Below are 20,024 nucleotides of genomic sequence, written 5' to 3' on the forward strand. Positions count from 1 at the left end.
CGCGCCGACGCCGCCGGTGCGGGTCGGGCGGCGTCGGGGCCGCGTGCGTGCGGGAGCAGCGTGCGGGAGCGGTGTCGCGCGCGGTCAGCGGCGCGGGAGCTCCCCCGGCATCGGGTCGTCCGCGCCCCAGCGCGTGACGCGCAGGCGCCGCGCGTCCGGGCCGGGCAGGACGTCACCCCGGTCCTTCGCCTCCGCGGCGGCCTCGCGCAGCGACTCGGGCGAGTCGTGCGTGACGCGCACGAACGCGCCCGAGAAGGCGTCGAGCTCGCCGCGCGCGATCGCGACGACCATCTCGACCGTACGGTCGACCGGGGTCCACTCGGTGCGGCCCTCGTGCATGACCATCGACGCCGTCATGTCGGTCTGGACGACCCCCGGCGAGACCTCGAAGGTGCGCAGGCCGCGCGCGAAGCCGGACCGGTGCAGGTTCGCGCCGAGCCGCAGGAGGGCGGTCTTGCTCGCGTTGTACGCGCTCGCGCCGTCCATGTCGTGCGAGCCCGCGCCGCTGTTGAGGTCGACGACGCGGCCCCCGCCGCGGGCGAGCATCCCCGGCACCACCGCGCGCGCGAGCAGGAACGGCCCGCGCACGTTGGTCTCGACGATCGCCCACCACTCGTCCGGGTCGGCCTCCCACAGCGGCACCTCGGCGTCGACACGACCCGCGTTGTTGACGAGCAGGTCGACGCTCCCGAGGTCGTCCTCGGCGTGCCGGACGGCGGCCGTGACCGCCGCGGCGTCCGTGACGTCCGCGGTCACGACGACGGCGCGCCCCGCGCCGCCGGTGAGCGCACCGATCTCGTCGGCCACGCCTGCGAGCCGGTTCGCGTCGCGCGCGAGGAGCGCGACGTCGAGGCCCGCCGCCGCGAGGCCGACGGCGATCGCGCGGCCGATGCCGCGCGACGCCCCGGTCACGAGCGCCGTCCGCGCGGGCGCGACGGTCCCCGCCGCGCCCACACCGAGGTTCGCGCTCACGCCCGCAGCTCCGCGCCGACGCGCTCGCGCGCGGCGGTCACCGCACCCTCGCGGACGCGCGCGACGTCGTCCGCGGTCAGCGTGCGGTCCGCGGCGCGCAGCCGCAGCGAGAACGCCAGCGACTTGCGCCCCGCCCCGACCTGCTCGCCGGTGAAGACGTCGAACAGCGCGACCTCCTCGACCAGGTCTCCCGCGCCGGCGACGATCGCGTCGCGGAGCGACTGCGCGGTCACGTCGGCGTCCACGACGAAGGCGAGGTCCTCCTTGGCCGCAGGGAAGCCCGAGACGGGCGTCGCCTGCACGGGCTCGTCCGACGAGCCGGCGACGAGCGCCGACAGGTCGACCTCGAACGCGACCGCGCGAGCGGGCAGGCCGAGGTTCTCGACCACCTTGGGGTGCAGCTCGCCCGCGTGCCCGACGACGGTCCCGTCGGCGAGCTCGAGGCGCGCGCAACGGCCCGGGTGGAACGGGGCGCGCCCGGTGTCGGCCACGACGCGCACGTCGGTGCCGACGCGCTCGGCGACCAGGCGGGCCGCGCCGAGCGCGTCCGTCCAGTCCGCCGCCCGGCCCACGCCCCACCAGCCCGCGCGCACGCGGCGCCCGACGAGGACGCCCGCGACGTGGCGCGGCTGCGACGGCAGCGCGGCGTCGATCGCCGCGAGCTCGTCGTCGCTCGGACGCACGCCGCCCGGCAGCGCGGGCGCGGCGGGCGCGCCCGGACGCGGGTGCGTGACGAGGCCGACCTCGAAGAGCGCGACGTCGCCGAGCCCGCGGCCGACGTTGCGGCGCGTGGTCTCCAGCAGCGTGCTCAGGAGGTCCGTGCGCATCAGCGGGCGGTCGTCGGCGAGCGGGTTGAGCAGGCGCAGCGCACGACGGCGCTCGTCGTCCGCGGGCAGGCGCAACGCGTCGAGCTCCGCGTCCCCGACGAACGGGTAGCTCAGGGTCTCGACGAAGCCGTCCTCGGCCAGCGCCCGGGCGACGGAGCGCCGCACGCGCTGCTCGCGCGTGAGCCCGCGCCCACCGGGAGCAGCAGGCAGGAGCGACGGGATCTCGTCGTAGCCGACGAGGCGCGCGACCTCCTCCACGAGCTCGGCGGGCTCCGTGAGGTCGGGCCGCCACGACGGCGGGGTGACGACGAGCACGCCCGTCGCGTCCGCGTCGTCGGCCTCGACCGCGCAGCCGATCGCGCCGAGCGTGCCCACGACCTGCTCGAGCGTGTACGGCACGCCGACGAGGCGCTCGGCCTCGCCGACCGGCAGTCGGATCGCGGCCGGGGCGGCGACCCGGTCGAGATCGCTCACCGCGGGGTCGGCCGTGCCGCCGCCGAGCTCGACGAGCAGGTCGACGACGCGCTGGGCCGCGACCGCGGGCAGCAGCGGGTCGACACCACGCTCGAACCGCTTCGCCGCCTCGCTCGACAGCTTGTGGCGGCGCGACGTGCGCGCGACCGTCACCGGGTCGAAGTGCGCGGCCTCGACGAGCACGGCCGTCGTCGTCGGGCCGACCTCCGAGGAGGCGCCACCCATGACACCGGCGAGCCCCAGGACACGCGAGGCACGCGCGCCGTCGGGGCTGTCCGTGATGAGCAGGTCCTCGGGGTCGAGCCCGCGGTCGGCGTCGTCGAGGGTCACGAGCCGCTCGCCCGGCGCGGCGCGCCGCACGACGATCGGTGCCGCGACCTTGTCGAGGTCGTACGCGTGCAGCGGCTGGCCGAGATCGAGCATGACGTAGTTCGTCACGTCGACCGCGAGAGAGATCGGCCGCATGCCCGACGCGGTGAGCCGCTGCTGCATCCAGGCGGGGGTCTGCGCGGCGGGGTCGATCCCCCGCACGACGCGCGTGACGAAGCGGTCGCACCCGACGACGCCGTGGACCGGCGCCGCGTCGTCGACCTCGACGGGGAAGCCGTCAGGGGTCGCCGCGGGCGGCGGCGTCGGCAGCGAGCCCGGGAGGCCGGGGTCGGTGAAGCGCGCGCCCGTCGAGTGCGAGAACTCGCGCGCGACGCCGCGGTAGGAGAACGCGTACCCGCGGTCGGGCGTGACGTTGATCTCGAGCACCTCGTCGCCGAGACCGAGGAGCGCGACGGCATCCTGGCCCGGGGTCAGGTCCTCGGCCGAGTACCCGAGCCGCGGCAGCACGATGATGCCGTCGTGGTCCTCGCCGAGCCCGAGCTCGCGCTGCGAGCAGATCATGCCGTCGGACACGTGCCCGTAGGTCTTGCGGCTCGCGATGGCGAACGGCCCGGGCAGGACGGAGCCCGGCAGCGCGACGACGACGAGGTCGCCCGGCGCGAAGTTGTGCGCGCCGCACACGATGCCGCGCGCACCGCCCGCCGGCACGTCGGCAGGGTCGACGCCCTGGATCTCGGCGGCGTTGTGCTCCGGGCCGACGTCGACCAGGCACCAGTTGATCGTCTTGCCGTTCTTCTGCGGCTCGGGCGTCATCTCCACGACGCGCCCGACGACGAGCGGGCCCGTCACGGCCGCACCGTGGATCGCCTCCTCCTCCAGGCCGACGCGGACGAGGTCGGCGGCGAGCCGCTCGGCGGTGAGCCCCTCGGGCAGCTCGACGTGGTCGCCCAACCAGTCGATGGCGACGTAGGGCATCAGATCTCCGTTCCGAACTGGGCGGAGAAGCGCGCGTCGCCCTCCACCATGTCGTGCATGTCCGCGATGCCGTGGCGCAGCATGAGCGTGCGCTCGATGCCCATCCCGAAGGCGAAGCCCGAGTAGACGTCGGGGTCGACCCCCACGGACCGCAGCACGTTCGGGTTGACCATGCCGCAGCCGCCCCACTCGATCCAGCCGGGCCCGCCCTTCTTCTGGGGGAACCACAGGTCCATCTCGGCGCTCGGCTCGGTGAACGGGAAGTAGCTCGGGCGCAGGCGCGTGCGCGCCTCGGGACCGAACATGGCGCGCGCGAACGCGTCGAGCGTCCCGAGCAGGTTCGCCATGGTCAGGCCCTCGTCGATCGCCAGGCCCTCGACCTGGTGGAAGACGGGCGTGTGCGTGGCGTCGAGCGCGTCGGTGCGGAACGTCTTGCCCGGGCACGCGACGTACAGGGGCACGCCGCGCTCCAGGAGGGAGCGCGCCTGGACGGGCGACGTGTGCGTGCGCAGCACGAGGTTCGACGGCGCCGCGGCACCCGCGCCGGAGCCGTCGGCCCCGGCCACGTAGAACGTGTCCTGCATCTGCCGCGCCGGGTGGTCGACGCCGAAGTTCAGCGCGTCGAAGTTGAACCACTCCGCCTCGACCTCGGGTCCCTCGGCGATCTCCCAGCCGAGACCGACGAAGAAGTCGGCGACGCGCTCCTGGAGCGTCTCGAGCGGGTGCCGCGCGCCGGACGGCACGCGGTCGACCGGGAGCGTGACATCCACGGCCTCCTCGACGAGCACGCGCTCGTCGCGCTCGGCCTCGAGCTCCACCTGGCGTGCGGCGAGAGCCTGGTTCACGCGCCCGCGGAGCGGGCCGAGGAGCTTGCCCGCGACCTTCTTGTCGGCCGGCGCGAGCGAGCCGATCTGGCGGTTCGCGAGCGCGAGCGCGCTGCGGTCGCCCGTGTGCTCGGTACGGACGAGCTTGAGCGCGTCGAGGTCGCCGGCCCCGGCGATCGCGGCGAGGGCGGCGTCGAGCGCGCGCTGCAGCGCGTCGGCGTCGAGCGGGGAGGGAGCGGTCGGGGTGTCCGGGCCGCCGTCCCCCGTGACGGGGGTGACGACGTCGGCGTCAGGGCTGGACATGCGTGCCTTCCTGGCGAGGGCGGGACTGCGGGAGCGGGCGACGGCCCGGACAGGCATCTGCTCAGGGGTCGTCCCGCAGGGCGCGACGCACGGGGCGCGCGCGGGCGCGCGCTCGTGCGCGCGTCGCGGTCATTCTAGGGCGCCCGTCCCGGCCGGGTCCGTCCCGCCCGAGGCGGGACGGGTGCACGCGTCAGTCGCGCGGGCCCGTGACGGGCCCGGGAAATCGACGATCGTCTCGCACGGTCACCGCACCATCCTCGCACGGCGCCGCGCTCGCGTCCGGACGTCGGCTCCTGGGACCGCACGACAGGGATAGGTCGTGGCACCGGAAGAGCATCGGGCAGGATGACCGCGTGGACGGACGGTACGGGCGACAAGACCGGGGCGCGCCCTCGTCGCGCGCGGTGACGACGAGCGCCGCCGGTCGGGCCGCGGCGGTCGGCAGCCCTCCACGGACCTGGCGGACGCCCACGGCGACCCGCTCGGGCCGCACCCGCCACGTCCTGTCCCCCGTGCGCTACCGCTCCGCGGGGCTGGCGTACCTCACGGGGCTCTGGCAGGCAGCGGTCGTCGTCGTCCCCGTGGTCCTCGCGCTCGCGGCGGCCGGGGTCGACGGCGGGGCGACCCCGTGGGGCGTCCTCGCCGTCGTCGCCGGGGTCGGCGCCGTCATGGGCCTGAGCGTCCCCTTGGCACGCCTGCGGCTGGTCCACGTGCGGATCGGGTCGGTCACGCCCCTGCTCGTGCGCTGGTGCGCCTGGGTGGGTGGCGCGTCGATCGTGGTCCTGGCCGTGATCGTCCGCTGGGCCGCGCTCTCCTGAGCCGCCCCGCGCAGACGTGGTCAGGCGCCGGGGAGCTCGAGCGTCTCGACCGTGCGGTAGATCCGCCGGCCGGACGCGTCGCCGGGCTCCGACTCGACGAGGTGCAGCTCGCGCGCCGACCAGTCGGGCCCCGCGTAGACCGCGAGCGCGGCCGCGGGGCCGCCGAGCGGGTCGGCGGCGGTGACGTCGGCCGGCCCGCCCGCAGCACGATCACGGGCGCGCGAGCGTCGCTGCGCCTGACGCGCGCCCGCCGCGGCACGGGCGACGGTGAGGTGGGCCCGCTGCCTCGGCCGGCGGTCGACGCGCACACCGGCGTCGGCAGCCGCCTCGGCGACCGCGACGCTGAGACCGCGGAGCCCGTCGGCATCGTCCCCTCCGACGCCGACCCACAGCACCCGCCGGTCGAAGACGCCCGCACCCCGCAGCCGCAGCGACAGGGGCGGGGTCTCCCTCGCGACCGGCGCGAGGGCGGCGACGAGGTCCGGGACGGATCCTTCCGGGACGTCGCCGAAGAAGGAGACCGTCACGTGCCACAGCTCCGGCGGGGTCCACCGCACGAGCGGGGCGCCGTCGGAGCGGTGCGCCTCCTGCGCGTGCGCCCCCGAGAGCGCGAGCCCCAGGTGGTCGAGCGCCGCCGGGTCCGGGAACAGCGCGGCGAACAGGCTCACCCCTCGCTCACCCGGTACGTTCGAGCCCGGTCGGGTCCGCGCCGAGGCGGCCCGGCACGGGCCGGTGCGCACGGCTCGACGCGTAGAGGCACACCGTCGCCGCCGTCGCCAGGTTGAGCGACTCCGCCCCGCCGCGGATCGGGACCCTGACCACGGCGTCGGTCAGGGCACGGTCCTCCTCGGGCAGACCCCAGGCCTCGTTGCCGAAGACCCACGCGGTGGGTGCGGCGAGGTCGACGGGCCGCTGCGCGCCGGCACCGGCGGCGCCGGCCACGTCGAGCAGGTCGTCGAGGTCGAGGTCGCCCGCGCCGTCGGCGGCGAGGACGAGGAGCCCGGCATCCCGCAACGCGGCGACCGCGTCGGCCAGGCTCACGCCCGTGACGACGGGCAGGTGGAACAACGAGCCGGCCGTCGACCGCACGACCTTGGGGTTGTGCACGTCCACGCTCTCCCCCGCGAGCACGACGGCGTCCGCGCCCGCCGCGTCGGCGGCCCGGATCACCGTCCCCGCGTTCCCGGGGTCGCGCACCGTCGCGAGCACCGCGACGAGGGCCGGGCGCTCCCGGCCGAGGAGCGGCGCCACGACGTCCGACAGCTCCGGATCGTGGGCGCGGACGACGGCCAGCACCCCCTGGGCGTCGGCGCTCATCGCGGCGAGCACCTCGGGCGTCGCGACGTGCACGTGCAGCCCGGCGTCCCGTGCGTCGGCGACGATCTCCGGGTGCCGTTCCGCCGACGGGGGCGTGACGTAGACGTCACGCACGCGGTCGGCGGCGTGCCGCACGGCCTCGCGAACACCCTGGGGCCCCTCGACGAGGAGCTGTCCGTGCCGGGAACGCGCCGAACGCCCGGCCAGCGCGCGGACCGCACGGACCCGGTCGCTGCGAGGGTTCGTCAGCGTGGGGTCGAGCGGGCCGAGCGCGGGCCGGGCGTCCGTGGCCGCCTGGCGGCCTGGCGAGGCGCTGGTCAGGCTGCGGCCTTCGGCGCGTTGACGTCCTCGGGGAGCGCGTCCTTCGCGACCTGGACGAGCGCGTTGAACGCGGCCACGTCGTTGACCGCGAGCTCCGCGAGCAGGCGACGGTCGACCTCGACACCCGCGGCCTTGAGGCCCTGGATGAGGCGGTTGTACGTCAGGCCCTGCGCGCGCGACGCAGCGTTGATGCGCTGGATCCACAGCTTGCGGAAGTCGCCCTTGCGCGCCTTGCGGTCACGGTAGGAGTAGACGAGGGAGTGGGTGACCTGCTCCTTCGCCTTGCGGTAGAGGCGCGAGCGCTGGCCGCGGTAGCCGCTGGCGCGCTCGAGGGTCGTACGGCGCTTCTTCTGGGCGTTGACCGCCCGCTTCACGCGTGCCACGTGATGCTCCTTGCAGTTCGGGGCTCAGGGGTGAACCGTGCGGTGGCGGGTCCCGCCACCTGCCGGATCACTTGCCGAGCAGCTTCTTGATGGTCTTGACGTCGGCGGGCGAGACCACCTGGTCCTGGGCGAGGCGGCGCTTGCGCTTGGTCGCCTTGTGCTCGAGCAGGTGTCGAGCGTTGGCCTGCTCGCGCATGACCTTGCCGGTACCCGTGATGCGGAAGCGCTTCTTGGCACCCGAGTGCGTCTTGTTCTTCGGCATGGCTGCCGTCTCTCCTTGTGTCCGGTCAACCGCCTCACGGCGGCCGACGTGTTCGGGTCCCGGCCGGTGGGCCCGGACCCCGAGCAGGGTCGGTCTGTGCGGCCGGCCGTCAGCCGGCATTGCCCCGCGGTGCCGGCTTGGGCGCCGGGCGCGGAGCGCTCGGCTTGGGCGCGGCGGGCCTGGCGGTCGCCGGCTTGGCAGCGCCCGACGGCGCGGCGGGAGCCGGCCGGGGTGTGGCGGGGCGAGGCGTCGCGGGCTTCGCGTCCGCGCGCGGCGCGCTCGACGGGCGAGGAGCCGCCGCCGGACGCTGGGCTGCCGCGCGGGGCGCCGGAGCGGCCTTCGGCGCGGGAGCAGCCTTCGGCGCGGGAGCAGCCTTCGGCGCGGGAGCGGGCTCGGCAGGAGCTGCTGCCGGCTCCTCGACCGGGGCCGGGGCCGTCGCCTCGACCGGGGCCGCCGCCTCGACCGGGGCCTCGAGCACGGCGTCCTCCAGAGCCTCGTCGTCGTCGGAGTCCACCGACCGCGCCGCGGCGCGCTGGGCGGACTTCGTCAGGCGGGGCTCGGCCTCCTGCGCACGCTTGCGCTGCTCGCTCTTGGCGTCGGCCTTCTTCTTCACCGGGCCGAGCACCATGGTCATGTTGCGCCCGTCCTGCTTCGGCATCGACTCCACGAAGCCGAGCTCCGCGACGTCCTCCGCAAGACGCTGGAGCAGACGAACGCCCATCTCGGGGCGCGACTGCTCACGACCGCGGAACATGATCATGACCTTGACCTTGTCGCCCGCGGCAAGGAAGCGCTCGACGTGGCCCTTCTTGGTGCCGTAGTCGTGCGGGTCGATCTTCAGGCGGAAGCGGATCTCCTTGAGGACCGTGTTCGCCTGGTTGCGCCGCGCCTCACGCGCCTTCATGTCGGACTCGTACTTGAACTTGCCGAAGTCCATGAGCTTGGCGACGGGGGGCCGGGCGTCCGGGGCGACCTCGACGAGGTCGAGGTCCGCGTCCTGGGCAAGGCTCAGGGCAACCTCGGTGCGGACGACGCCGACCTGCTCCCCGCCGGGACCGATGAGTCGGACCTCGGGGACGCGGATCCGATCGTTGATGCGAGGCTCGCTGATGTGATGCTCCTAGGAAGTCGTCGGTAGACCGCCCGGCACGAAGAAGGCCTCCGTCCCTGAGCGCAGGGCGGAGGCCATCAGGTCGGGACGTTGCGCTGGGCTACGACCACAGCGGGACGCGGCCCCGTGGGGCCTCGCACCGGACCAGGACCCGGCCTCTGTCGCGACGTTCGTCGGCGGTCGAGACCCGGGTGGGATGAGATCCACTTGCGCACTCGCGAACCTCCCGCCCCCGAAAACTGGAGGAGGACGCGCACGAGTCGGTCAGCCATCAATGCTAGCAGAGGCTGTACCGCGCGCCGAACGCAGGTCGACACCGTCACACTGAGTCGCTCCATCATTGGAACTCTTCCAGATTAGGTGGTTAGAGTGGTGCCCATGACGACAGGAGCGACGGCGGGCGCAGGGACGAGCCTCGAGGTCGGGCCGCGCCGCGCCCGGCACGAGACCGAGCTGCGCGACCACGGCCTGCGCGTCACCGCCGCGCGGCTCGCCGTGCTCGACGCCGTCGAGGTCCAGCAGCACGCCGACGCCGACGACGTCCTGCGGGCCGCCCGTGCGTCGCTCGGCTCCGTCTCGGTCCAGGCGGTCTACGACGTCCTGCACACGCTCACCGACAAGGGGCTGGTCCGCCGGATCGAGCCCGCGGGACACCCGGCGCGCTACGAGCGCCGGCTCGGCGACAACCACCACCACGTCGTGTGCCGCGGCTGCGGCGCCGTCGCCGACGTCGACTGCACCGTCGGGCACGCCCCCTGCCTCACCCCCAGCAGCACGTCGGGCTTCCGGGTCGACACCGCCGAGGTGACGTTCTGGGGCCTGTGCCCCGACTGCACGGACTGACCACCCACGAACCCGCACCGGGGCTCGGCACACCCGGAGCACGCCCGTTTCATCACGAAGATCCCGGTATGAGAACGTCAGACGGGCCGCGACCGCGGCCCACGGAAGGAGACCCATGACCGCCCCCTTCACCACCACGAACGCCGGTGCGCCCGTCGCCTCGGACGCCCACGCCCAGACCGTCGGCGCCGACGGCCCGATCGTCCTGCACGACCACTACCTCGTCGAGAAGCTCGCCCAGTTCAACCGCGAGCGCGTGCCCGAGCGCGTCGTGCACGCGAAGGGCGGCGGGGCGTTCGGGACGTTCACCGTGACGAACGACGTGAGCGCCTTCACGCGCGCGGCCCTCTTCCAGCCCGGCACGACGACCGAGATGCTCGCGCGCTTCTCCTCCGTCGCCGGCGAGCAGGGTTCGCCCGACACGTGGCGCGACCCCCGCGGCTTCGCGCTGAAGTTCTACACGAGCGAGGGCAACTACGACCTCGTCGGCAACAACACCCCCGTGTTCTTCCTGCGTGACGGCATCAAGTTCCCCGACTTCATCCGCTCGCAGAAGCGCCTGCCCGGATCGAACCTGCGCGACAACGACATGCAGTGGGACTTCTGGAGCCTCTCCCCCGAGTCCGCGCACCAGGTGACCTGGCTCATGGGCGACCGCGGCCTGCCGTCGAGCTGGCGCCACATGGACGGGTTCGGCTCGCACACCTACCAGTGGATCAACGCGGCCGGCGAGCGGTTCTGGGTCAAGTACCACTTCAAGACCCAGCAGGGCATCGACAACCTCTCGGCCGACGAGGCCTCGCAGCTCGCGGGCTCGGACTCCGACCACCACATCCGCGACCTCCACGACCACATCGAGGCCGGCGACTTCCCGCGCTGGACGCTCTCGGTCCAGGTCATGCCGTACGAGGACGCGAAGTCCTACCGGTTCAACCCGTTCGACCTGACCAAGGTGTGGCCGCACGCCGACTACCCGCTGGTCGAGGTCGGCGTGATGGAGCTCAACCGGAACCCGGAGAACTACTTCGCCCAGATCGAGCAGGCGACGTTCGCGCCGAGCAACTTCGTCCCGGGCATCGCGACGAGCCCCGACAAGATGCTGCTCGCGCGCATCTTCTCCTACGCCGATGCGCACCGGTACCGCGTGGGGACCAACCACGCGCAGCTCCCCGTGAACGCGCCGCACGCGGCGAGCGAGGGCGGCCACTCGTACGCCAAGGACGGCGCGATGCGCCACTCCTTCTCGCCCGCGACCACGCCGGTCTACGCGCCCAACAGCCGGGGCGGCGCGCACGCCGACCCGGCCCGGGCCGCCGAGTCGGCCGGGTGGGAGTCCGACGGCGAGCTGACGCGCTCCGCCGCGACCCTGCACCCCGAGGACGACGACTTCGGCCAGGCGGGCACGCTGTACCGCGAGGTCTTCGACGACGCCGCGCGCGAGCGCTTCCTCGCGACGATCACCGGGCACGTCGGCGCCGTCCGCGACGACGAGATCCGCGAGCGCGCGATCGCGTACTGGACGAACGTCGACGCCGGCCTCGGCGGCGCGCTCCGCGAGGCGCTCGCCGCCACGGGCGCGCCGGTCGAGGGTGGCCAGCCCGGCACCGCGGCGGAGCCGGTCCGCGTCTGATTCCGTCCGCGAGGTGGTGATCCCCCGCCGAGAGAGCGACGTACCGACCCGGTACGTCGCTCTCTCGGCGGCAGGTCGCTACCTCGGCGACACCGGGACCCGGCTCGCGTCCGGGGTGGGCGGCACGGCACGACAGGATGGAAAGATGGTCGCCATGAGTACCGAGAACGCCGCCGTGCCCGACCCCGCTGCCGACGCCGTGCGCGACATCGCGGACGTCGCCGCCGTGGAGGTCATCACGTCCGCGGCCGTCCACCTCATGAGCGCCGCGGCCGTCAAGTGCGGCCTCGCCGAGGACGCGCAGGAGCAAGGCCACCTCGACCTGGACGAGGCGCGCAAGCTCATCAACGCGCTCGCCGCGCTCGTCACGGCGAGCGCTCCCGACATCGGCAACCAGCACGCCCGCTCGCTCCGCGACGGCCTGCGCTCGCTCCAGCTCGCGTTCCGCGAGGCGTCGGTCTACCCCGACGCCCCGGGCGAGGGCCCGGGCGAGAAGTACACGGGCGCCGTGAGTTGAGCACTCCCCCGGTGCCGCCGCCGCACGGCGGGTCCCACGAGCCGCCGCAGGGTCCGCCGCCGTCGCCGGCCCGGCCGCAGAGCGTTCCGCGGGGGGCGACGCCGCCCGCGGTCCCGGGCGCACCGTCGCCGGCCGGCGGGCCGCCGTCGTTCGCCCCGGCCTCCGCGGCGCCTCGGGGGACGGCCCCGGACGCGTCGCCCGGCGCCGTCGGCGCGGGCGATGTCTCGGCCGCCGTCCCCCCGAGCGTGGGCGCACCGGGCGCCGGCGCACCGGGACCGGACGGAGCGCCGCTCGCCGCCGGGGACGTGGCGGCGCCGCGCCGCCGCCGCGGCGCCGTGGTGGCGATCGTGGTGCTGTCCCTCCTCCTCGCGGCCGCCCTGGGGGTGGGCGCCTACCTGTGGGTCACCACGACGCGCTGGCAGGAGACGAGCGCGGACTGGGAAGGCGAGGCCCGCGGCCTGGGCGAGGACGTCGCCCGGCTCCAGACGGAGCTCGACGGCGCGAACGCGGAGCTCGAGTCCGCGCGCACCCAGCTCACCGCCGCGCAGGACCGCATCAGCGACCTCGCCAACGAGAAGGCACAGCTCGGGGACGAGAACGAGGCGTCCCAGCAGTACCTCGACTACCAGAGCCGGGTCTCCGAGGCGGCGGGCAAGGTCGCCGCGGCGCTCGGCCAGTGCACGACGGCGCAGACGCAGCTCATCGGCTACCTCAACAACCGCGACGCGTACGACCCTGCCGACCTGGAGCGCTTCGCCGACCAGGTGGACCTGCTGTGCCAGGAGGCGACGGACGCCAACGCCCAGCTCCAGCAGGAGCTCGCCGGATGACGCGGGGTCGACCCAGGTCTACCGCCGAGGGCACGGCTCGGCGCGCCGTGGGGCGCGTCGTCGCGCCGCTCGTCTCCGTCGCGCTGCTCGCCAGCCCGCTCGCGGCGTGCGGCGTCCTGCCGGAGCTGCCCGAGCCCGTCCCGGAGACGGTCGTCCCCTCGCTCGTGGCGCCCGACGACCCGGCCGGCTCCGAGAACCTCTCGCCGGACGGGTTCGACGCCGTCCGGCGCATGGCGGTGCGCATCCGCAACGTCCGGTGCGACGGGCTCTCGACCGGCTCCGGGTTCGCGGTCGACTCCCGGACGTTGATCACCAACAAGCACGTGGTCGACTCGTCGCGGTCGCTCCAGCTCCTCACGTACGACGGCCGTGACATCGCCGCCCAGACGGCGAGCGTGGCGGGCCTCGCGGACCTCGCGATCGTCCGGACGGCGGAGGACCTCCCGTCGGCACCGACGCTCGCGGCCGCCGACCCGGCGCCGGGCGACCCGGTGACCGTCGTGGGCTACCCCGAGGGCGGGCGGCTCACGGTGACGCAGGGGTCCGTCATCGGGACGACGACGGACCCCCTGAACGAGAACCTCGGCGAGGTGCTCGTCACGGACGCCCCGGTCGAGCCGGGGAGCTCCGGCTCCGCGGCGCTCAACGACGCCGGGGAGGTGATCGGCGTCGTCTACGCGAAGACGTCGACCGACAAGTCGCTGCTCGTCCCGGTGAGCACGCTCCAGACGATGCTCGGCGACGAGTCGGCGTTCACCGCCCTCCCGGAGTGCGACGCCTGACCACTCCCGCAGGAGGTGCGGCAGACGGTGCGGCAGGTCCGCTCGACCTGCCGCGCCGCAGCCCGCGCGCACCCCGGACGCCAGGTCTACCCTTCCTGGCATGAGCACACACGCGAGCTCGGACACGCCCCCGGTCGACCCGGCGCACATCACCCACGCAGCACGCGACACGCTCACCGTGCGTCGCGTCTTCGGGGAGTCCTACGAACGCGACGGCACGCTCGTCATCCCGGTCGCGACCGTCTGGGGCGGCACCGGCTCCGGCTGGGGCTCCGGCGCCGGCGAGCTGTCCGGCAAGGGCGCCGCCGACTGGCGTCGCCGCGGCGGCGCGGCGGCCGCCCCCGAGCCCGCGGCCGAGGTGACGGACGGGGACGCCGGCTCGTCGTCCGACCCCGGCTCCGGGAACGCCGGTGGCGAGGCGGGCGGCGAGGGCTCGGGCGGCGGTGGGGGCTTCGGGGTCCGCGTCGTCGCCAAGGGCGTCTACGTCGTCGACGACGGGGGCGTGCGCTGGCAGCCCGCGCTGGACCTCAACCGCGTGATCCTCGGCGGGCAGGCGCTCGGCGCGGTCGTCGCGTTCTCGGCCGCGCTCGCGTGGGGCCTGAGCCGCCTGCGCCGCCGCTGACCGACCCCGCGGGCGGCAGGACCGCCGCTGCGCCCGACCGCGCGACCGACCGGTCGACGCGAGCGATCAGTCGGCGCGACCGATGCGCAGCTCGAGGCCGTCGACGCGCTCCGACACGGTCGCGTCCGTCGCGAGCGCGCCGTTGACCTGCCCGAGCACGGCGTCGAGCCCTGCACGGTCCAGCCCGGCGTCGATGCGCAGCACGACGGCGACCTCGGCGCGCCGTCCCGGCTCTGCCCAGACCCGCGCGACGTGCGGGATCCCGGCGAGCGCACCCTGGACCGCGGCGAGCACCTCGGGGACCACCACGCCGTCGACGACGGCGGGCGACCAGTCCTTGCCTTGGGCGAGCGCCCACACGGCCGGGCGCGGGACGAGGGCCGTCACCGGACCGCCCGGGTCGAGGACGAGCAGCGACCAGTCCTCGCTCACGGCGGACAGCGCCGCGCGGCGCGCGTCGACGGGCACGGGCCGAGCGCTCGCGCGCCACGCGGTCATGGCCGTGACGGACGTGAACACCGGGAGCGCGCGGCGCCCGTCCGGCGCCTCGATCGCGACGACCCCGGCCGAGGCCTCCTTGTCGACCGTGTGCCCGTGGTCGCCCTCGCCGGAGCTCTCAAGCTCGGCGAGGATCGGGACGAGGACGCGCGTCTCGCCGAGCCGCGCGACGACGTCGGCCAACGGGGCCGACCCCGCCGCGTAGGCGTCGAGCAGGGCGGCCAGCGCCGGGTCGGCCGACCCGTCGTCGCCCGCGAACCCGGACGACGGCGGCAGCGGCTTCCCCGGGGAGTCCGGGCCCACGGTCACGGCCGGCCCGCGACGTCGAGCGCCTGGGGCAGCGTGAACGCGCCCGCGTAGAGGGCCTTGCCCACGATCGCGCCCTCGACGCCCGCCGGGACGAGCGCGCGCAGCGCCTCGAGGTCCGCGAGGCTCGAGATGCCGCCCGACGCGACGACCGGCGCGTCCGTGCGCGCCGCGACGTCGCGCAGGAGGTCGATGTTCGGCCCGCGCAGCGTGCCGTCCTTGGTCACGTCCGTGACGACGTAGCGCGCGCACCCGGCGGCTTCGAGCCGGTCGAGGACCTCCCACAGGTCGCCGCCCTCCTGCGTCCACCCGCGCGCCGCGAGCGTGGTGCCGCGCACGTCGAGCCCGACGGCGATCGCGTCGCCGTGCTCGGCGATGACCTTCGCGGTCCACTCCGGGTCCTCGAGCGCGGCCGTGCCGAGGTTGACGCGCCGCGCACCCGTGGCGAGCGCGCGCTCGAGCGACACGTCGTCGCGGATCCCGCCGGAGAGCTCGACCTGGACGTCCAAGCGCGCGACGACGTCGGCGAGCAGCTCCGCGTTGGAGCCACGGCCGAACGCGGCGTCGAGGTCGACGAGGTGGATCCACTCGGCACCGCCCGACTGCCAGTCGAGCGCGGCGGCGAGCGGGTCGCCGTACGAGGTCTCGGAGCCGGCCTCGCCCTGGACGAGGCGGACGGCCTGGCCGTCGGCGACGTCGACGGCGGGGAGCAGCACGAGGCGGTCGGTCACGAGGGTCTCCATCGGTGTCGGTACTCGGGTACGAGGCGCTGCCGCGCCGGGTGGCGCGCGCCGGACGAGGTTCGCCCGGCGCGCTGGTGCGTCAGAGCGAGCGGACCCAGTTCTCGAGCAGGGTCGCGCCCGCGTCGCCGGACTTCTCGGGGTGGAACTGCGTCGCGGACAGGGGCCCGTTCTCGACGGCCGCGACGAACCGGCCACCGTGGTCGGACCAGGTGACGAGCGGACGCCGGACGGGCGAGTCCGCGGGCAGGTCCTGGCCCGTGGTGAACGACCGGGCGGCGTAGGAGTGCACGAAGTAGAAGCGCTCGTCCTCGACGCCGCGGAACAGCACGCTGTCCTCGGGGACGTCGACCGTGTCCCAGCCCATGTGCGGCACGACGTCCGCCTCGAGCCGGTCGACCAGGCCGGCCCACTCCCCCAGCCCGTCGGTCAGGGTGCCGTGCTCGTCGCCCTGCTCGAACATGACCTGCATGCCCACGCAGATGCCCAGCACGGGCCGCCCGCCGGCGAGGCGCCGTCCGACGATCTCGTCGCCGCGGACCCCACGCAGCCCGGCCATGACGGCGGCGAACGCGCCCACCCCGGGGACGACGAGCCCGTCCGCGTCCTGGGCCGCGGCCCGGTCGGCGGTGAGCTCGACGTCCGCGCCGACGCGCTCGAGCGCGCGCACGGCCGAGCGGACGTTGCCGAAGCCATAGTCGAGCACGACGACGGACGGGCGCCGCACGCCCGAGGTCTCGCCGGTTCCCGGCTCGCTCATGCGCCGCTCTTCCGGGCGCGGCGAGCGGCCGACGTGAGCAGGCGCATCGCCTTCCAGCGCGAGATGGACGAGCTCGCGACGACGCCGTCCAGGTCGGCGAGCGTCGTCGTGCCCGTGAGGAGGTCCTCGAGCGCCTCCGGCGCGCCGCCGAGCACGAGGCCCGGGGCGAGCTGGTCGCCCACGGCGCCGTCGGCCCAGCGCGTCATGGTGAGCTGCTCGCCGCTGCGCACGACGAGCACGAGCGGCACGCCCTTGACCAGGGTGGTCAGCGCGGCGGCGGCGTGCGCGGGCGCGTCGCCGGCCGTGTCGCGGAGCACCGCGACGGCGCCCACGTCGGTCGGCACGACGTCCGCCTCGACCTGTGCGAGCGAGCACGCGGCGGCGAGGGGCTCGGCCCCGGCGATCTGCGTGACGAGCGCGACGAGGTCCGGCCGCGTCGGGCCCGTCAGGGACGAGAGGTCGTCCGGGATCTCGACGCCGTCCAGCGCGTCGTCGCCGTGCGTGCTCACAGGGCCCCCTTCGTGGACGGGACGCCCTCGACGCGCGGGTCGGGGGCCACCGCGGCGCGCAGCGCGCGGGCGAGCGCCTTGAACTGCGCCTCGACGATGTGGTGCGGGTCTCGGCCCGCGAGGACGCGCACGTGGATGCAGATGCCCGCGTGGTGCGCGATCGACTCGAGCACGTGCCGCGTCAGGGAGCCCGTGAAGTGCCCGCCGATGAGGTGGTACTCCTGGCCCTCCGGCTCGCCCGAGTGCACGAGGTACGGGCGCCCGGACACGTCCACGACGGCGAGCGCGAGGGCCTCGTCGAGCGGGACGGTCGCATCGCCGAAGCGCCCGATGCCCACCTTGTCGCCGAGCGCGACGCGCAGCGCCTCGCCGATCGTGATCGCCACGTCCTCGACCGTGTGGTGCGCGTCGATGTGCGTGTCACCCGTCGCGACGACCTTGAGGTCGATGAGCGAGTGCTTGCCCAGCGCCGTGAGCATGTGGTCGTAGAACGGGACGGTCGTCGAGATCTCCGTCCGTCCCGTGCCGTCGAGGTCGAGCTCGACGAGCACGCTCGACTCGGACGTCGCGCGCTCGATGCGCGCGGTGCGCTTCACAGTCCTGCCACCTCCACGAGGGCCTGTCGGAAGGCCCGCATCTCCTCGCCGGTGCCGATCGACACCCGCAGCCAGCCGTCGGGACCAGTCTCCCGGATGAGCACGCCTCGCTCCAACATCGCCGCCCAGACCGCGTGCCGGTCCTCGAACGTGCCGAACAGGACGAAGTTCGCGTCGGAGTCGGCGACCTCGAGCGGACGGCCGTCCGGGTGGCGGAGCGAACGCAGCCACGCGACGGTCTCGTCACGGCGCGCGCGCAGCTCCGAGACCTGCGCGAGCAGCTCGTCCGCGTGCGCGAGGGCCGCGCGCGCGACCGCCTGCGTCACGGCCGACAGGTGGTACGGGAGCCGGACCACGCGCAGGGCGTCGACGAGCTCGCGCGACGCCGCGAGGTAGCCGACCCGGGCACCGGCGAGCGCGAACGCCTTGGACATCGTGCGCGTCACCGCAAGGTTCGGGAAGCGGTCGAGCAGCTCGAGCGCGGAGGGCGTCCCGGCACGGCGGAACTCGCCGTACGCCTCGTCCACGACGACGACGGCGGGCGCCTCCCTGCCGTCGGCGAGCGGCACCCGCACCGCGAGCGCCGCCTCGCACACGGCCTCGACCGTCGCGGCGGGCAGCGCCGTGCCGGTCGGGTTGTTGGGGCTCGCGAGCAGGACGACGGACGGCTGCTCGCGCGCGATCACGTCGCGCGCGTGCTCGGGGTCCAGCGTGAAGTCCTCGGCGCGCCGGCCGACGACCCAGCCGGTGTGCGTGTCCCGCGCGTACTCCGGGTACATCGAGTAGGTGGGCGCGAACGAGACCGCGGTGCGTCCGGGGCCGCCGAACGCCTGCAGCACGTGGAGCATGATCTCGTTCGACCCGTTGGCGGCCCAGAGCTGCTCGGCGGCCAGCGCGACGCCGGACTCGGCGCCCAGGTAGCGCGCAAGATCGGCGCGGAGCCCGAGGAAGTCGCGGTCCGGGTAGCGGTTGAGTCCCGCGGCGGCGTCGCGCACGGCCTGCGTGATGGTCTCGACGACGGCCTCGCTCGGCGCGTGCGGGTTCTCGTTGACGTTGAGCAGGACCGGGACGTCGAGCTGCGGTGCGCCGTACGGCTCGATGCCGGCGAGCTCGGGGCGCAGCGGGAGCAGGGGCCGTCCCGCGACGGAGGGTGGGGTCACCCGGACAGTCTACGAACCGCACGACACGTGCGGCCCGTGACGTCCGGCACGCGGGCACCGCGGGCCCGGTCGCCGGCACGCGCTGGTCGGCGGACGGTCGACGTCGCCGCCCCTCAGGTCGAGGTGACCTCGCCGCCGTCGACCGTCACGGGCACCTCCGGCAGCGGCGAGGGCGCCGGGCCGCCGAGCACCGCCCCGGTCGCGAGGTCGTAGCGCGACGCGTGGCACGGGCACACGAGCTCACCGTCCCCCGGTGCCACGGTGCAGCCCTGGTGCGTGCAGATCGCGCTGAACGCCGCGAACGTCCCTTCCTCGGGCTGGGTGACGAGAAGCTGCTCGCCGTCGACGGTCACCGCGAGGGCGCCCCCCACCGGCACGTCGTCCGCGCCGGCGAGCACCTGACCCGGCCCGACGAGCTGCGACCCGTCGCCCCCGCCGTCGGACCCGTCCCCCGACCCCTGGCCGTCCTGGGTGCCCGAGGGCGCCCCGCCCCCGCACGCCGCGAGCAGGAGCGCCATCGCACCCGCCCCGGTCCCGGAGAGCACGACGCGGCGCGTGGGCAGCGAGACCGGCTGCGTACCGGGCTGCGTGACGTGCGTGGCGAGCGGCGTGTCGTCGTGCGAGGGAAGAACGTTCATCGGTGGCCTCCCGCGGGCTCCTCGACGGGCGGGACCGCCCGGTCGTCGCCGCCCGGCGCGCGGCGAACCGCCGTCGGCGGTTCAATTGAAGCACCGGGGGCGCGGGCACGCGCCCGGACTCCCGGACCGGCACCCGGCCGCGGAACGGCGGCGCGGGGCGGAGGACAGCACCACGGGACGACCCGAGGAGCGACGATGACGGCGACCGGCGGCACGCCCGTCCCTCCCCCGCGCGAGGGGCGCGCGCTCGGCGCGTGGACGCTGCGCGGGCTCACGGCCGCAGGGTTGCTGCTCTCCGCCGACATCCACCTCGTGCTGTTCGTCGAGGGCTACCGCGACATCGAGGTCGTCGGGCCGCTCTTCGCTCTCAACGCCGCCGCGGGCCTCCTCCTCGGCCTGCTCGTGCTCGTCTGGCGGCACTGGCTCCCGCTCCTCGGCGCGATCGGCTTCGGCGCGCTGACCCTCGCCGCGTTCTACCTGTCGACGACCGTGGGTTTCTTCGGGGTCAACGAGACGGTCGGCGGCACCCAGCAGGTGCTCGCGGCCGTCAGCGAGTGGGTCGCCGTCGTCGCCGGGACGCTCGCCCTCGTCGTGGAGAGGCGAAGGTCCCGGCCTGCAGGGTCGTGAGTCGCCTGTTCGCCCCCCTGCCGGGCGGTCGCGACCTCCGGCACGTAAC

The 20,024-nt window shown here is 75.1% G+C and carries 23 protein-coding genes; 8 read left to right on the plus strand and 15 right to left on the minus strand.

What is annotated here, in order from left to right; all coding sequences use genetic code 11:
• Positions 1-84 precede the first annotated feature (84 nt).
• From FIC82_RS13160 to pheS, 3 genes are read right to left on the minus strand one after another with little or no spacing between them, the layout of a single operon-like run.
• Positions 85-972 (minus strand): SDR family oxidoreductase, encoded by an 888-nt coding sequence (locus FIC82_RS13160; protein ID WP_253691125.1) that lies wholly within the window; start codon positions 970-972, stop codon positions 85-87.
• Positions 969-3,578 (minus strand): phenylalanine--tRNA ligase subunit beta, encoded by a 2,610-nt coding sequence (pheT, locus tag FIC82_RS13165; RefSeq protein WP_154798845.1) that lies wholly within the window; start codon positions 3,576-3,578, stop codon positions 969-971. Before pheT ends, FIC82_RS13160 begins: the two co-directional genes overlap by 4 nt.
• Complete coding sequence (pheS, locus tag FIC82_RS13170; RefSeq protein WP_154798846.1) at positions 3,578-4,705, minus strand: phenylalanine--tRNA ligase subunit alpha; 1,128 nt, start codon at positions 4,703-4,705, stop codon at positions 3,578-3,580. Before pheS ends, pheT begins: the two co-directional genes overlap by 1 nt.
• Before the next feature lie 353 nt (positions 4,706-5,058).
• Between pheS and FIC82_RS13175 the strand changes: the two genes are divergently transcribed.
• Complete coding sequence (locus FIC82_RS13175) at positions 5,059-5,523, plus strand: hypothetical protein (RefSeq protein WP_154798847.1); 465 nt, start codon at positions 5,059-5,061, stop codon at positions 5,521-5,523.
• A gap of 20 nt (positions 5,524-5,543) precedes the next feature.
• Here the strand turns inward: FIC82_RS13175 and thpR are convergent, their stop codons facing one another.
• The 5 genes from thpR to infC all read right to left on the minus strand — a co-directional run bounded on the left by thpR (position 5,544) and on the right by infC (position 8,917).
• The gene (gene thpR, locus FIC82_RS13180) at positions 5,544-6,191 is read right to left on the minus strand and encodes an RNA 2',3'-cyclic phosphodiesterase (RefSeq protein WP_168731845.1); all 648 of its coding nucleotides are present in this window, start codon (positions 6,189-6,191) and stop codon (positions 5,544-5,546) included.
• A gap of 7 nt (positions 6,192-6,198) precedes the next feature.
• Positions 6,199-7,089: a TrmH family RNA methyltransferase gene (locus FIC82_RS13185; RefSeq protein ID WP_154800247.1), complete on the minus strand. Its 891-nt coding sequence runs from the start codon at positions 7,087-7,089 to the stop codon at positions 6,199-6,201.
• Between the two features lie 68 nt (positions 7,090-7,157).
• Positions 7,158-7,544: a 50S ribosomal protein L20 gene (gene rplT / locus FIC82_RS13190; protein ID WP_024840664.1), complete on the minus strand. Its 387-nt coding sequence runs from the start codon at positions 7,542-7,544 to the stop codon at positions 7,158-7,160.
• Between the two features lie 67 nt (positions 7,545-7,611).
• The gene (rpmI, locus tag FIC82_RS13195) at positions 7,612-7,806 is read right to left on the minus strand and encodes a 50S ribosomal protein L35 (RefSeq protein ID WP_047233980.1); all 195 of its coding nucleotides are present in this window, start codon (positions 7,804-7,806) and stop codon (positions 7,612-7,614) included.
• A 109-nt stretch (positions 7,807-7,915) separates the two neighbouring features.
• Positions 7,916-8,917: a translation initiation factor IF-3 gene (gene infC / locus FIC82_RS13200; RefSeq protein ID WP_168732292.1), complete on the minus strand. Its 1,002-nt coding sequence runs from the start codon at positions 8,915-8,917 to the stop codon at positions 7,916-7,918.
• Positions 8,918-9,295: 378 nt separating this feature from the next.
• Here infC and FIC82_RS13205 point away from each other — a divergent pair, with 378 nt between their 5' ends.
• From FIC82_RS13205 to FIC82_RS13230, 6 genes are all read left to right on the plus strand, one after another.
• The gene (locus tag FIC82_RS13205) at positions 9,296-9,760 is read left to right on the plus strand and encodes a Fur family transcriptional regulator (RefSeq protein ID WP_154798848.1); all 465 of its coding nucleotides are present in this window, start codon (positions 9,296-9,298) and stop codon (positions 9,758-9,760) included.
• Between the two features lie 115 nt (positions 9,761-9,875).
• The gene (locus tag FIC82_RS13210) at positions 9,876-11,390 is read left to right on the plus strand and encodes a catalase (protein ID WP_154798849.1); all 1,515 of its coding nucleotides are present in this window, start codon (positions 9,876-9,878) and stop codon (positions 11,388-11,390) included.
• Positions 11,391-11,535: 145 nt separating this feature from the next.
• Positions 11,536-11,907 carry a DUF1844 domain-containing protein gene (locus FIC82_RS13215; RefSeq protein ID WP_371861946.1) on the plus strand — a complete coding sequence of 124 codons (372 nt, stop codon included), beginning with the start codon at positions 11,536-11,538 and terminating at the stop codon, positions 11,905-11,907.
• Positions 11,908-12,152: 245 nt separating this feature from the next.
• Positions 12,153-12,737 carry a hypothetical protein gene (locus FIC82_RS13220; RefSeq protein ID WP_253691127.1) on the plus strand — a complete coding sequence of 195 codons (585 nt, stop codon included), beginning with the start codon at positions 12,153-12,155 and terminating at the stop codon, positions 12,735-12,737.
• Complete coding sequence (locus FIC82_RS13225) at positions 12,734-13,519, plus strand: S1C family serine protease (protein WP_154798850.1); 786 nt, start codon at positions 12,734-12,736, stop codon at positions 13,517-13,519. The genes FIC82_RS13220 and FIC82_RS13225 overlap by 4 nt, the downstream gene beginning before the upstream one ends.
• A gap of 100 nt (positions 13,520-13,619) precedes the next feature.
• The gene (locus FIC82_RS13230) at positions 13,620-14,141 is read left to right on the plus strand and encodes a hypothetical protein (RefSeq protein WP_154798851.1); all 522 of its coding nucleotides are present in this window, start codon (positions 13,620-13,622) and stop codon (positions 14,139-14,141) included.
• A gap of 66 nt (positions 14,142-14,207) precedes the next feature.
• Here FIC82_RS13230 and FIC82_RS13235 read toward each other — a convergent pair whose 3' ends face one another.
• The 7 genes from FIC82_RS13235 to FIC82_RS13265 all read right to left on the minus strand — a co-directional run bounded on the left by FIC82_RS13235 (position 14,208) and on the right by FIC82_RS13265 (position 19,348).
• On the minus strand, positions 14,208-14,948 hold the full coding sequence (locus FIC82_RS13235; protein ID WP_168731846.1) for an SseB family protein: 741 nt from the start codon (positions 14,946-14,948) through the stop codon (positions 14,208-14,210).
• A complete protein-coding gene (gene priA, locus FIC82_RS13240) occupies positions 14,945-15,676 on the minus strand; it encodes a bifunctional 1-(5-phosphoribosyl)-5-((5-phosphoribosylamino)methylideneamino)imidazole-4-carboxamide isomerase/phosphoribosylanthranilate isomerase PriA (protein WP_168731847.1) in 732 nt (243 codons plus the stop codon). The genes FIC82_RS13235 and priA overlap by 4 nt, the downstream gene beginning before the upstream one ends.
• A 91-nt stretch (positions 15,677-15,767) precedes the next feature.
• The gene (hisH, locus tag FIC82_RS13245; RefSeq protein WP_154798853.1) at positions 15,768-16,445 is read right to left on the minus strand and encodes an imidazole glycerol phosphate synthase subunit HisH; all 678 of its coding nucleotides are present in this window, start codon (positions 16,443-16,445) and stop codon (positions 15,768-15,770) included.
• Complete coding sequence (locus FIC82_RS13250) at positions 16,442-16,954, minus strand: hypothetical protein (RefSeq protein ID WP_168731848.1); 513 nt, start codon at positions 16,952-16,954, stop codon at positions 16,442-16,444. The genes hisH and FIC82_RS13250 overlap by 4 nt, the downstream gene beginning before the upstream one ends.
• Complete coding sequence (gene hisB, locus FIC82_RS13255) at positions 16,951-17,550, minus strand: imidazoleglycerol-phosphate dehydratase HisB (protein ID WP_021482124.1); 600 nt, start codon at positions 17,548-17,550, stop codon at positions 16,951-16,953. The genes FIC82_RS13250 and hisB overlap by 4 nt, the downstream gene beginning before the upstream one ends.
• A complete protein-coding gene (locus tag FIC82_RS13260) occupies positions 17,547-18,710 on the minus strand; it encodes a histidinol-phosphate transaminase (protein WP_168731849.1) in 1,164 nt (387 codons plus the stop codon). Before FIC82_RS13260 ends, hisB begins: the two co-directional genes overlap by 4 nt.
• Positions 18,711-18,823: 113 nt before the next feature.
• On the minus strand, positions 18,824-19,348 hold the full coding sequence (locus FIC82_RS13265) for a Rieske (2Fe-2S) protein (protein ID WP_154798854.1): 525 nt from the start codon (positions 19,346-19,348) through the stop codon (positions 18,824-18,826).
• A 195-nt stretch (positions 19,349-19,543) separates the two neighbouring features.
• On the opposite strand from FIC82_RS13265, the gene FIC82_RS13270 reads away from it, so the two are divergent.
• The gene (locus FIC82_RS13270; RefSeq protein ID WP_154798855.1) at positions 19,544-19,975 is read left to right on the plus strand and encodes a hypothetical protein; all 432 of its coding nucleotides are present in this window, start codon (positions 19,544-19,546) and stop codon (positions 19,973-19,975) included.
• The last annotated feature ends 49 nt before the right edge of the window (positions 19,976-20,024 follow it).

The sequence above is a fragment of the Cellulosimicrobium protaetiae genome (assembly GCF_009708005.2).
In the GTDB taxonomy this organism is placed as follows: Bacteria; Actinomycetota; Actinomycetes; order Actinomycetales; family Cellulomonadaceae; genus Cellulosimicrobium; species Cellulosimicrobium protaetiae.